Annotated in this window: 11 protein-coding genes; 2 read left to right on the forward strand and 9 right to left on the reverse strand. The window is 31.3% G+C overall.

Annotation, left to right across the window (positions count from 1 at the left end):
* Positions 1–53: 53 nt before the first annotated feature.
* Positions 54–509 carry a hypothetical protein gene (locus ACFSSE_RS05835; protein ID WP_379041148.1) on the reverse strand — a complete coding sequence of 152 codons (456 nt, stop codon included), beginning with the start codon at positions 507–509 and terminating at the stop codon, positions 54–56.
* Positions 510–1775: 1266 nt separating this feature from the next.
* Here ACFSSE_RS05835 and ACFSSE_RS05840 point away from each other — a divergent pair.
* Positions 1776–2279, forward strand: a complete 504-nt coding sequence (locus ACFSSE_RS05840) for a SixA phosphatase family protein (RefSeq protein ID WP_379041146.1) — start codon at positions 1776–1778, stop codon at positions 2277–2279.
* Here the strand turns inward: ACFSSE_RS05840 and dprA are convergent.
* The 6 genes from dprA to ACFSSE_RS05870 all read right to left on the reverse strand — a co-directional run bounded on the left by dprA (position 2271) and on the right by ACFSSE_RS05870 (position 8670).
* On the reverse strand, positions 2271–3359 hold the full coding sequence (gene dprA / locus ACFSSE_RS05845; RefSeq protein ID WP_379041144.1) for a DNA-processing protein DprA: 1089 nt from the start codon (positions 3357–3359) through the stop codon (positions 2271–2273). The two genes, ACFSSE_RS05840 and dprA, sit on opposite strands and share 9 nt — an antisense overlap.
* An 8-nt stretch (positions 3360–3367) precedes the next feature.
* Positions 3368–4000: a 16S rRNA (guanine(527)-N(7))-methyltransferase RsmG gene (rsmG, locus tag ACFSSE_RS05850; protein WP_379041142.1), complete on the reverse strand. Its 633-nt coding sequence runs from the start codon at positions 3998–4000 to the stop codon at positions 3368–3370.
* The gene (locus ACFSSE_RS05855; RefSeq protein ID WP_379041140.1) at positions 3990–4604 is read right to left on the reverse strand and encodes an RNA polymerase sigma factor; all 615 of its coding nucleotides are present in this window, start codon (positions 4602–4604) and stop codon (positions 3990–3992) included. Before ACFSSE_RS05855 ends, rsmG begins: the two co-directional genes overlap by 11 nt.
* Positions 4595–5719, reverse strand: coding sequence for a glycosyltransferase (locus ACFSSE_RS05860; protein WP_379041138.1), 1125 nt, complete (start codon positions 5717–5719; stop codon positions 4595–4597). The genes ACFSSE_RS05855 and ACFSSE_RS05860 overlap by 10 nt, the downstream gene beginning before the upstream one ends.
* 494 nt (positions 5720–6213) lie before the next feature.
* Positions 6214–7254 (reverse strand): outer membrane beta-barrel protein, encoded by a 1041-nt coding sequence (locus ACFSSE_RS05865; RefSeq protein ID WP_379041136.1) that lies wholly within the window; start codon positions 7252–7254, stop codon positions 6214–6216.
* 84 nt (positions 7255–7338) lie between these two features.
* Positions 7339–8670, reverse strand: coding sequence for an ammonium transporter (locus tag ACFSSE_RS05870; protein WP_379041134.1), 1332 nt, complete (start codon positions 8668–8670; stop codon positions 7339–7341).
* Positions 8671–9167: 497 nt separating this feature from the next.
* Between ACFSSE_RS05870 and ACFSSE_RS05875 the strand changes: the two genes are divergently transcribed.
* Complete coding sequence (locus ACFSSE_RS05875) at positions 9168–11342, forward strand: glutamine synthetase III family protein (RefSeq protein WP_379041132.1); 2175 nt, start codon at positions 9168–9170, stop codon at positions 11340–11342.
* A gap of 121 nt (positions 11343–11463) precedes the next feature.
* Here the strand turns inward: ACFSSE_RS05875 and ACFSSE_RS05880 are convergent, their stop codons facing one another.
* Both ACFSSE_RS05880 and ACFSSE_RS05885 read right to left on the reverse strand, forming a co-directional pair.
* Complete coding sequence (locus ACFSSE_RS05880; protein WP_379041130.1) at positions 11464–11892, reverse strand: secondary thiamine-phosphate synthase enzyme YjbQ; 429 nt, start codon at positions 11890–11892, stop codon at positions 11464–11466.
* 11 nt (positions 11893–11903) lie between these two features.
* Positions 11904–12785, reverse strand: a complete 882-nt coding sequence (locus ACFSSE_RS05885; protein ID WP_379041128.1) for a glycoside hydrolase family 25 protein — start codon at positions 12783–12785, stop codon at positions 11904–11906.
* Positions 12786–12796: the final 11 nt, after the last annotated feature.

The following is a 12796-nucleotide window of genomic DNA, read 5'->3' on the forward strand; positions in this document are numbered from 1 at the left end:
AGACTTAAGGCAGGATGGGATAACGACTATCTAATAAAAATCTTTAATCAAATTTAAATGCGTTGACCCTGAGCATATATATCTTTATTATTATACTTTTGGGTTAATCCGAAACTTGAAGTTAATGTTCCTTTGAAAACCTTAAAATCTGTGGTTGCCTTTAAATTTCTTGAAAGATCAGATGAATAATCTTCAGCGTTTTCACCGTATTTCAGTAATCCATAACGCTGATCCCCAGGGGAGGTTCCAATTACGTCAGGTCTTTCAGATTTTAATCTTGTAACATCAATTATTGGTAATTTTGTATCATTAATATTTGCATAATCGCCAGTTACATCATATCCATAACCCAAAACATCCCAAACTCCATCTCTAGATGCTTGAACTTTAATAACTCCTATGTTTTTTACTTCATTCTTGTCGCCGATTTTAGTTTTATTTTCATCCTTTTTACAACTGCCAAAAGCAATTATCATTAACATAATTAACCCACATTTTAATTTTTTCATAGTTTTTAATAGTTAGAACGGTTTAAATGTATAAATTTTTAAAATTTGGGCGAAGCTAATAAATATTTTGAAATACTCATTAAAAATAGTGTTCATTTGCAAACTTTAATTTTCGTAATATGTTTGGATGAACATTTATATTCTTTGTCATATAATGACTTTAACTGCCATCTATGAGATTTTATACTTGTTTTTAGCGAAAAATAATTTGAACAATTTTAAGAAAACATTGTTTTTTTATAAGATTTTTTTTAAAAATTTTCAATCCAATCGTTTTCTTTACGTGTTTCATCTCATTTATTACGTTATCCTATCCCCTATATTGAATAGGAAAATCGATATCGATTTATTATGCCCAAACTTGTGCCTTATCTTGCTGATTAGATTGCAAAGCCAGTATCTTATGCACAAGTATCCCATCATAAAAAATCCACTAAATCACAAAATCTAAGAGCCAAATTATTGATTAAATTATATAAAGTTTCAAAGAAAGCTTTGGATCATCCCGAAAAAAATTTGGAATATCTTTAAGATATGTATGGGTAAAAAACATTTATTCAAACACTTGGAGACTATGGCACAATGATGTCGAGAATTGTTGAATTGAATTTATTAAAACTTTTTCTAGGTCAGTCCAAGCAAACTATTGTCTATACTCTATTCCTTATCAACTTATCAACAAATGCTCGGTGGGATATTTCAATACTAAATTCAGCACATTTAGATCAACATCCAGAGGTGTAAGAGATATCAAATAATTCCTGTTCAGACTTTCAAAAATATTTTGCCTAAATTGAAATCTACCAACTTTTTCCGCTTGATCTGTTTTTTTCTTCCTATAAAACAAATTTCGCCATATTTCAAGATAATATTTTGAGAATTTTCCAGATAGACAATTAGTGCTAATATAATTTCGACAATAATATTCAGATTTCCTAACCCATTATATTGTTAATTATCACATAAATCAATTAAAAACTATGAGTGAAAATTTTACTATTCGATATATTAACTTTATATTAATAAGTACACCCTCAACCTTTTACTAAAGAATAGATTTCAAGATTTTTCAAATGCCGATATCGGAATATATTATGCATATATCATCTCGGTTAACTTAATTTTTATCCTTATATTTACACACGTAAACTCATTTTTATCCAAATTTAATCATAAAAAAATTATATTATATCTTCAATAAATATCCATTAGTTAAAAAATACTAATTGATTATAATTTATAAAACACCTACTACCTATCAAAATCATGAGTAAAAAACTATTACTAGTAAGACATGCAAAATCTGATTGGGCTGATATTGGTTTAAGGGATTTTGACAGGCCTTTAAATAAAAGAGGTTTAGAAAATGCTCCTGAAATGGGACAAAGGATTTATGTAAAACAAATTATTCCTGATAAAATTGTAAGCAGTCCAGCACTAAGAGCTTTGACTACTGCTAAAATTTTTGCCAAAGAATGGAAAATGGACATTAATACCATTACATTGAATTTAGATATCTACGAAGCATCATTAAAAAGTTTATTAAATGTTGTTACTGAGTTAAATGATGATGATGATTACATTGCTTTATTTGGGCATAATAATGCAATTACAGATTTGGTTATCTATTTAACCGATGCTGATTTATTTAATATACCTACTTGTGGGATGGCTTTAATTGATTTGCCTTTTGAGAGTTGGAAAATGGTAAGTAAAGGCACTGGAAGTTTGGTTTTTTACGATTATCCTAAAAACACTAGTTTAATTTAAGCGGTAAACCTTACCTGGCAATGCAATAATTACAGATTGCATTTCTAAACTTAATAGTAGCATGGCTAATTTACTTTGAGGCATGTTTGCTTTTATCTGTAAATCATCAATACTTAATACTGAACTTTCTTTAATAATATCAAAAATTAATTTTTCATCGGTATTTAGCTCAACAAATAATTTAGGTGTTTCTTTATGTTTTAAAGTATTTTCTAATTGCCATCCCATAATGTATTCAATGTCTTTAGGGCAGGTAATCAAATTGGCTCGGTTGGTTTTTATTAAAAAATTGCAACCTTCAGAAAATTCATCATCTATTTTACCGGGTAAAGCAAAAACATCTCTATTGTAAGAATTTGCTATTTCGGCTGTAATTAATGCGCCACCCTTTTTGGCAGCTTCTACAACAATCACAGCATCGACCATACCGGCAATTATTCTGTTTCTTTTTGGGAAATTTTGCCTGTCTGGATTGGTTAAAGAAGGAAATTCTGTAATTAAACCCCCGCTTTCTAACATTTTTTCTGCAACCGAACGGTGTAAAGCAGGATAAATTCTATCTAAGCCGTGGCCTAAAACTCCAATTGTTGATTGATTATAAGCCAATGCGGCTTTATGAGCTGCAACATCAATTCCGTAAGCTAGGCCGCTAATAATTATTGGCTGGTGCTCTTTTAAGCCATCAATTAATTTTTCACAAAATGCTCTACCATAATTACTGGCTTTACGTGTACCAACTATAGCTATAACTTTTTGATTATTTAAATTTGCATTTCCCTTAAAGTATACTAATACAGGAGAATCATTACAGTTCCTTAATCTTTTAGGATAATCAGCATCTGTAAAAAATAAAGGCTGTATTTTAAATTTCTCAACAAACTTTAATTCTTGCTCTGCCCTTTCAAAAGCACTGTGGGTAACAATATTTTTTGCGATTTTTGGCCCAACGCCGGGTATTTTTTCTAATGTTGATTGTTTGGTGTTAAAAACCTCCTCTGCACTACCGCAATAACCAATTAAAGATTTTATAGTGATATCACCAATACCTTTAACCATTGTAATTGCTATGTTATGCAGCATTGCCTAATTTATTGAGCTGGAAAGTAAACCACATATTTGGTTTCAAAAAACTCTTCTTCAAAAAAATCTGTTAAAGGAAAAAGTTTGATGCTTTTAAGTTGTGAGGCTTTAAGTTCTTCTGTTAAATCGCCTCCTTTTAAATAAAGCACTCCGTTTTTTAAATCTGAGTATGATTTTTTCTTGAATTTTCCTTTTATCCAAGGATAAAAATCTTTTAGCTGTGTAACTGCTCTTGAAACTATAAAATCAAAATCTTGGTCAACCTGCTCTGCCCTACTGTGAATACCTTTTAAATTGGTTAAGCCAATAGTGGTAGAGACCTCATTAACTACTTTTATTTTTTTACCTATAGAATCTACCAAAACAAAATTAGTTTCTGGAAACAAAATAGCTAAAGGCACACCAGGGAAACCACCGCCAGTACCAACATCTAAAACATGTTGATTTGGCAAAAAGTTATAAACTTTAGCTATTCCTAAAGAATGTAAAATATGACGCTCATAAAGTAAGTCAATATCTTTTCTACTGATTACGTTTATTTGGGCATTCCAAGTTTGATAAAGCTCAAACAATTGGTCAAACTGCTTAATTTGCTGATTAGATAAATTTGGAAAATATTTTTGAATTAGTTTAGAAGTCACTTTTTAGGCTCTTTTTTCTGCGGTTAAGTACGTTTGACAATAAATCTCGTCCTCTAAACAATTGTGCTTTTACAGTACCTAAAGGCAAGTCTAATTGTTCTGAAATCTCTTCGTAAGACAATTCATCAAAATAACGAAGAATAATTAAAGTTTTGTAACGAGGTGGCAGTTTATCAATAATTTCTTTAAGTTGTTCTGTTTGTTGCTTTTTTATTGATGTTTCTTCGGGATTTAAACTATCGCTCTTTATTTCGAAAACTTTATCTTCCGAACCATCAAAACTCATCCCATCTATTGAGGTGGTTGAGATTTTCTTTTTCCTTATAAAATCTATACTTCCGTTAGTGGCAATTCTAAACAACCAAGTACTAAAAGCATAATCTGGACGATATTTTTCTAAATTTTCGAATGCTTTTGCAAAGGTAGTAACGGTTATATCCATAGCGTCGTCCTTATTATTAACCATTTTAAGAACCATAAAAAATATAGAATCTTTATAACGCTGCATTAATTCTGCATACGCTTTTTGGTTACCTTCTTTGGCTTTTTCTACCAAAATAAAGTCGTTTTTTGCGTTATCAGAAAAATTAGGATTTATTTCCATATTGTTTTTTTAATAAAAATACCTGCAATGTTTAAAGCTATTAAATAAATGTAATAAAAAGGATCTAAAATCAGGAACCACCAAAGTAAATCTTTATTCTTTAGTTTTTCCATCGGTTTGTAAAATACAAATAACTGACAAGCAAATCTTAACACAAAAACTGCTAAAACTGCTTCGAAAGCTACTTTAAAAATTAAGCTAAGAATGAAGAAAGAATAAAAACCTAACGCAGATAAAGCTTGTAATGTTAATTTAAAACGATGTTCTCTTTTATACATTTTTGAAGCACTAACATGTCTGGTTTTTTGTTTCCAGTATTTTAGCCAAGTTCTTTTAGGTTCGCTATTGGTAAATGTATTGTTGTTAATTTCTATAACGGTGTTGTTTTTTGTAGCATTTTGGTTGACAAATAAATCATCATCGCCAGAAGTGATGTGCATGTGAGATGCAAACCCTTTTCCTTTAAAAAATAAAGATTTTTTGTACGATAAATTTCTACCAACGCCCATATATGGCATGCCGCTTATGGCAAACGAAAGGTAATTTAAAGCAGTTTGAAATGTTTCGTACCTAATTAAAGCGTTTAAAAAGCCTCTGTACTTATTGTATGGAGAAAAACCCAAAACAATTTCTACTTCTGGATTATTGTAGTTAGCCACCATTAAATCTATCCAATTTTCAGATGCTGGTTTGCAATCGGCATCTGTAAATAGTAAGATTTCGTTTTTTGCTGCCTTAATACCTAAAGTTGCAGCGAATTTTTTTGCAGTTTTAAACCTTGGGTGTTCCTCAATTTTCACTACTTTAAGATGCGGATATTTTAGTTCAAAATCCCTTAAAACCTCTTCACTCCTATCGTAAGAACAATCGTTAACTACAATTACCTCAAAATTTGGATAGTTTTGTTCTAATACAAATGGTAAGTATTCTTTTAAATTGTTTGCTTCGTTTCTAGCGCAAATTATTACAGAAACTGCTGGCTTATCTCCGAGATTATTGTTTGAATTGGGAGAAAAAAAAGTGAATTTTCTTTGTACAAAAAATAGAAAATAAAGTTGTGCTATAAAACAAACTTGAAGTAAAATAAAAAAAACGTAACCGATATAAATTTCCAATGTGTGAATTGCGAATTAAAACGCAAATTTCATAAAATTAGCTTAATATCAAATAGGGTATTACAATTCTTTTTTGTTTTGATTAGCGGAAGTGATTTGAAATTTAGAAATAGCTTGCTTAATGAGCTGTTGTTAATTTAAATAGTTAAAAAAACTTTATAACAGACTTGTACATTAATTAGTGGAATGTATAAAATTAGAATTTAGGCTTTAGAAATAATTTAGCGTTTAATAAAAAATTAAAGCATAAAAAAAGCTGTCTCTATTTGAGAGGGCACTGAAAAACTACCCATTAAAAAAGGGCTTATGAATTTTTTATCCCATAAGCCCTTTTCTTTGTGATATTCGCAATCTCCTAAATTTTATTTTGCAATTAGACGATTCTAAGAGGCCTTATATGCCGTTTTTTCTCAATGTTTAACACGACATTTTTTCACAAGGACTTTTTCAGTGCCCTCCTATTTGAGACAGCTTTTTTTTAAACCAATTTAATACTAAAAAGCGTAAACTACAGCTAAAGAGAATTGAGATGCTGATTTTGTTGCAGCGCCATTAGATTTTAAAAACTGAGTAGTAGAACCATTGTCTAATCTGAACTCAGGAATAAAAGTTAAGCCACCACTTTTTAAGTTTGCTGTTAAAGTTAAGGCAGTTACAGATTCGTCTGCTACTGGCAATCCAAAAAGAGCAGTTGCGTTCTTTTTAGATTTGAAATACTCGCCTCTTAAGCCTAAACCAAAAGACTCAGTAATAGATACAGATGGGTATAAAGCAACACCAGTATAACCTTCGTCATCACCAACACCAGACCAATCAGCAGCGTTTAATCCTAATTTAAATTTTTCTGAAATTTGGTAAGCAGTTGTTAAATCTAAAATTGTTCCACTTTCAGATCCAGATAAAACATTTAAATATGCATTCCAACCCTCAACTGGTGCTAATGAAATTTGTGCACCAAGGGTATTTACACCAAAAGATGGATTTGCGATGTAAGTGTTCCAAGTATCATTGAATAAACCTACCATTACACCAACTTTATCAGATATAGCATAATTAGCTTTAATACCTGCATTTTGGAATGGACCATTTGTGAATAAATAAGAAGTTGAGTAATTGAAATTTCCTACTGGAGAGATTACTTCGTATCCAACAAATGTCCCCATAAAACCTGCAGTCATGCTAAATTTATCAGTAAATGCATAAGTTGCATATAAGTTTTGAATGTGGAATGATTCTCCAATTCCTTCTTGTGGTAAAATTGATTGACCTTGACCTCTAGGACCAAATGATACTTCACCTACAAATGAGGCTTTACCAGTTGTTTTCTTCAAAGCGATATCAATCATACCTAAAGAAACAGAATTCTGATCTGATGCGAAACTTGTACCAATATTAGCAGTTTTAGCAAAATCATATTTATAATAAGCATCTACCGAACCAGAGATTTCTAAAGGTGTAGATGTAGAATCAGTTTGTGCCTTAGCACCAAATGTTACAGCTATTAAAGCAGCTAGCGTTATTAATTGTTTTTTCATTTTTATTATTGTTTAGGGGTTTTGTTTGTTGATTGTTAATTATAAAATTTGGTAGATATGCAATTGCATATCTACCAAATACTTTTATCCTTTATTTCCTACAGCTGATGTTGTGTAAGCGTGAACTCCATGTTCGTGAATATCTAAACCTTCAGTTTCTTCTTCTACAGATACTCTTATACCCATTGTATATTTAAGCGCTGCAAATAGAATGAAAGAAGCACCAAAAGCGGCAGCACCGTAAACAGCAACTCCTTTTAATTGAGCTATAAAACTCATATCGGTACCCCAAATGCCTACAGCTAAAGTTCCCCACACACCACATACTAAGTGTACTGGAACTGCACCAACAACATCATCTAATTTTAATTTTTCTAATAATTGTACTGCAAGCACTACTAAAATACCAGCGATAAAACCTATGTAAATAGACTCCATTGGAGAAACCACATCGGCACCAGCGGTAATACCAACTAAACCAGCTAATATTCCGTTTAATACCATTCCGTAATCGTAAGTTTTTAATAAAATAGTTGCTAAAATGAAAGCACCAACTGCACCAGCACAAGCGCCTAAAGTTGTGTTAGTTAAAACTAAAGAAGTTAAAGCAGGGTCTGATGATAAAACAGAACCGCCATTGAAACCAAACCATCCTAACCAAAGGATAAATACACCGATAGTAGCAAAAGCTAAGTTAGAAGCTGGGAAAGGGTTTCCTTTTCCTGCAAACCTACCAATACGTGGACCTAATAAAATGATACCTGCTAATGCACCCCATCCACCAACAGAGTGAACTAAAGTAGAACCTGCAAAGTCATGAAATCCCCAAGAAGAAACCATTCCATAACCCCATTGCCAGCTACCACAAATTGGATAAACTACACCTACGAAGAAAATTGTAAAAATTAGGTAAGCACTAAATTTAATACGTTCTGCAACTGCTCCAGAAACAATTGTAGCTGTTGTAGCAGCAAACATTGCTTGAAACAAGAAATCTGTATAGTAAGGATATCCTGCTGCATAAGCTGCTGTGTTTCCTCCTTCTGGTAAAGACAATCCAAAACCTGCAAAGCCAAACCATCCTGGTACGTCACCAAAACCAGGGTACATTAAATTGAAACCACACAATGCATATAATAAAATACCTATTACTGGTGTGATTGCATTTTTGAATAAAATGTTAACTGTGTTTTTTGTTTGAGAGAATCCGGCTTCAACACTTGCAAAGCCTAAGTTCATTATAAATACCAATGCCGCACATACCATCATCCATACGTTACTGGCGTTCATAAAAACTTCTTTTGCAGCTTCAGCTGTTTCTGCAACTTCTTGCATTGGAGCAAGCATCGCTACTGTTAATAATTTCGCATCCATTATCGTCAGGACGCTTTGGATTAAAAGTAATGAATTTTCCATTTTAAATTGTTTAGGGTTTTTAGTTAAAATTAATATATGTGTTAATAATATTGCTAAAGTTTTATATATCTCTTAATAATTAATCAATATATTATCATTTTTACATCGACTAAAGTCTATATTTTGACAAAAACATCAAAATTTTTATAACATTTTACTATATTTTTAATATAAAATCAAAAAAACACTAAAAAAACTGCATCAAATTCTAATATTTTTAATACAAATCCATAATTTTTAAATTATCTTTAAAATTAAAACATCTTAAATGGCAATAAAAAGGAAAGCAAAAACCCTGTTTCTAAAATTTTAGCAATAAAAAAGTCGGATTTTGATATATTTTATAAAAAAACATCAAAAATTTAAACGAATTTTTAACAAAAAACATGACTGATGTAATTTTTTTTAAAAAAATTTAGGATAATTCGGAAAAAACGTCTTATTTTTAACCATTATATATATAAATAGCTATTAATAATTAAATAAACACCTAAACAATGTCAACAATTAGATTTCAAGCGCTTCAATCAGTATTAGGAAGAACTATACCCGAAGTGAAGACACCATCATCAAAAATTTCTGACTTTTTTGGCGCAAACGTTTTTGATAAACCAAAAATGAAAGCCTTTATGTCTAAAGAGGCTTATCAAGCTATTGTAAATGCTGGAGAAAATGGTACACCTATAGAAAGAGATGTAGCTGAGCATATTGCTTCTGCAATGAAATCTTGGGCTATGAGCAAAGGTGTTACACATTATACGCATTGGTTTCAACCATTAACTGGTACAACCGCTGAAAAGCATGATTCATTTTTTGAACCTGCCTCTGACGGAACTCCAGTTGAAGTATTTTCTGGCGGTGCATTAGTGCAACAAGAACCAGATGCATCTAGTTTTCCAAACGGAGGTATTAGAAGTACTTTTGAAGCTAGAGGTTATACTGCTTGGGACCCATCTTCTCCTGCTTTCATTTTTGGTAAAACACTTTGTATCCCAACAGTTTTTGTTTCTTACACAGGTGAAGCTTTAGATTTTAAAGCTCCGTTATTAAAAGCAATGACTGCTGTTGATAAAGCTGCTGTTGATGTTTGTCATTTCTTTGATAAAGGCATTAATAAAGTAAATGCATCTTTAGGTATTGAGCAAGAATATTTTTTGGTTGATTTAGCATTATTTAATGCAAGACCAGATTTATTAATGACAGGTAGAACTTTGTTTGGTCACTCATCTGCAAAAAACCAACAATTAGATGATCATTATTTTGGTTCTATACCAGAAAGAGTGGTTGCTTACATGCAGGATTTTGAGTCAGAAGCTTTACAATTAGGAATTCCTTTAAAAACTCGTCATAACGAGGTTGCTCCTTCTCAATTTGAGTGTGCTCCTTTATATGAAGAAATCAATTTAGCCATAGATCATAATCAATTATTGATGGATTTAATGGACAAAGTTGCTAAAAGACACCATTTTAAAGTTTTATTGCATGAAAAACCTTATGCTGGCGTAAACGGATCTGGTAAACATAATAACTGGTCTTTAATTACTGATACTGGTAAAAATTTATTGGCTCCAGGAAAAACTCCTAAAAACAACTTAATGTTCTTAACTTTCTTTGTTAATACTATAAAGGCAGTACATGAACATGCAGATTTATTAAGAGCATCTATTGCATCTGTAAATAACGATCACCGTTTAGGAGCTAATGAAGCACCTCCTGCAATTATATCTATGTTTTTAGGTAGCCAATTGAGTGATGTTTTAGACGAAATTGAAACTTCAAGAATTAGCAAAAAAGCTAAGGAAGAAAGTACAATGTGGCATAGCATTCCAAAAATTCCTTCAATTTTATTGGATAACACAGATAGAAACCGTACTTCTCCGTTTGCTTTTACCGGAAACAAATTTGAATTAAGAGCTGTTGGTTCTTCTGCTAACTCATCAAACCCTATGACTGTTTTAAACATGATTATGGCAGATCAGTTGGTTAAATTCAAAAACGAAGTTGATAAATTAATTAAAAAAGGTGATAAAAAAGATGTTGCTATCTTAACTATCCTTAAAAAATACATCAAAGAATCTAAATCAATTCGTTTTGAAGGTAATGGTTACAGCGATGAGTGGGCTGCAGAAGCTAAGACTCGTGGATTAAACAACATTAAAACTACGCCAAAGGCTTTAGATGCTTTAGTAACTGAAAAATCAACTAAATTATTTCAAGATACTGGTGTATTTAGTGTAAGAGAAGCTCACGCTCGTCATGAGATTTTATTGGAAGATTACTATAAGAAAATTCAAATTGAAGGTCGTGTTATTGGCGAACTTGCTACTAACGTTATTTTACCAGCAGCAATTTCTTACCAAACAACTTTAGTAACTAATATAAAAGGTTTAAAAGATATTGGTTTAGACGAAGAAAGTTACAGCTCTCAATTATTAATTGTTAAAGAATTATCTAAGCACATCAACTTTATTAAAGATAATGTACACGCAATGATTGAAGAACGTAAATTAGCTAACGTAATTGAAGATTCTAGAGATAAAGCAATTGCTTACGATGAGAAAGTTAAAGCTTACTTTGAGCCAATACGTTACCACGTTGATAAATTAGAATTAATGGTTGATGACAATATTTGGCCATTACCTAAATTCAGAGAATTATTATTTATTAAATAACATTAAGCATAAGGCTAAAGCCGAAAGCAAAATCAAAAGCCGTTTCTTTTTAAAGAGAAACGGCTTTTTTTATAGGTTAAAAATGAAATTTTAATCCTATATATGTATGATTTATAGAAACCTAAAAACCTTTGCCCCAAACAGTAATTACAAAACTTCTTTTGCCTCCAGCATCTCTATGTTCGCAAAAATAAATACCTTGCCAGGTACCTAAAGCCAACTTTCCATTTCTTATTGGAATTGTAACAGAAGAACCCAATAAAGCAGATTTTAAATGTGCAGGCATATCATCGTCTCCTTCATAATCATGTAGATAATTAGGGTCTCTTTCTTTTACGGTTTTATTAAAAAACATTTCAAAATCTTGTCTCACTGTAGGGTCGGCGTTTTCATTTATACTTAACGATGCAGAAGTATGTTGGATAAATACTTGTAGCATCCCAACCTTTATGCTTTCTATTTGAGGAATAACTCCCAAAATCTGGCTAGTGATGATATGAAAACCTCTCGGTTTCTGATTTAAAACTAAAAATTCTTGTTCAAAAATCATTTTATGGAACGTTATTTACTATTTTGAATTAATAATGCACTTAAATCTTCTTCTTGTCCGTTAAAAACATTCATATCCACCTTATGGTTAATTCCATCAATATTTGCATTATCAGCGTGTTGCCAAAATTCCCAACGTGTTTCTTTCTTAAATTTCAATTTAGGCTGGTAATAATGAGCAACCCATAAAGGATAATCGTCAAATTCTCCTTTCAAATTATCTTTATAAAACTGATAACCTGTATAAATAATTGGCTTAATCTTAGTTTTCTTTTCTATTTCGTTTAAAAAGTCTTGAATATTCGGGATTAACTCATTTTTCGACAAACCAGCAGTTTCTTCAATATCAATTACTGGTGGTAAATCTCCCGATTCCATTTTTACCGTTTGTAAAAAAAAGCGAGCTTGCCATAAACCAGATTTTTTTGGTTTAAAATAATGATAGGCTCCTCTTATCACTTCATTTTTTTTACTTTCTCGCCAATTTCTTTGAAAGTAAGAATCAACTAATGTTACACCTTCAGTGGCTTTTATAAAAGCGAATGATATTTTAATACCATTATAATCCATCATGCTCACTTTTTCCCAATCAATTTTACCTTGATAGTAAGAAACATCTATACCATGAACATAAAATTTACGAGGAATACGGATACCAAATTTCTCGTAATGTGGATATTCATCAAAGACAAACAAATCTCTGAACCATCTGCTGGTAGAAACCACTGTTTTTATAACCTTACCATAATAAAACGGAGATAAAACTAATAACGCAATTATTATTAAAACAACTTTAAACTTTGCAGAAAATTTACTTTTAGAAACTTTCTTTTTCCGGGGTGTACGTGGTTTTGTGTTTGTTTTTTTTGCTGTAACTTTTTTAGGAAGAGGCATTAATTTGAATG

The sequence above is a fragment of the Pedobacter alpinus genome (assembly GCF_042684645.1).
Classification (GTDB): Bacteria; Bacteroidota; Bacteroidia; order Sphingobacteriales; family Sphingobacteriaceae; genus Pseudopedobacter; species Pseudopedobacter alpinus.

Excerpts from the sequence above, each read along its gene's own strand:
- ACFSSE_RS05835 (WP_379041148.1), bottom strand. The coding sequence starts at position 509 with ATGAAAAAATTAAAATGTGGGTTAATTATGTTAATGATAATTGCTTTT.
- ACFSSE_RS05840 (WP_379041146.1), top strand. The coding sequence starts at position 1,776 with ATGAGTAAAAAACTATTACTAGTAAGACATGCAAAATCTGATTGGGCT.
- dprA (WP_379041144.1), bottom strand. The coding sequence starts at position 3,359 with ATGCTGCATAACATAGCAATTACAATGGTTAAAGGTATTGGTGATATC.
- ACFSSE_RS05855 (WP_379041140.1), bottom strand. The coding sequence starts at position 4,604 with ATGGAAATAAATCCTAATTTTTCTGATAACGCAAAAAACGACTTTATT.
- ACFSSE_RS05865 (WP_379041136.1), bottom strand. The coding sequence starts at position 7,254 with ATGAAAAAACAATTAATAACGCTAGCTGCTTTAATAGCTGTAACATTT.
- ACFSSE_RS05870 (WP_379041134.1), bottom strand. The coding sequence starts at position 8,670 with ATGGAAAATTCATTACTTTTAATCCAAAGCGTCCTGACGATAATGGAT.
- ACFSSE_RS05875 (WP_379041132.1), top strand. The coding sequence starts at position 9,168 with ATGTCAACAATTAGATTTCAAGCGCTTCAATCAGTATTAGGAAGAACT.
- ACFSSE_RS05880 (WP_379041130.1), bottom strand. The coding sequence starts at position 11,892 with ATGATTTTTGAACAAGAATTTTTAGTTTTAAATCAGAAACCGAGAGGT.
- ACFSSE_RS05885 (WP_379041128.1), bottom strand. The coding sequence starts at position 12,785 with ATGCCTCTTCCTAAAAAAGTTACAGCAAAAAAAACAAACACAAAACCA.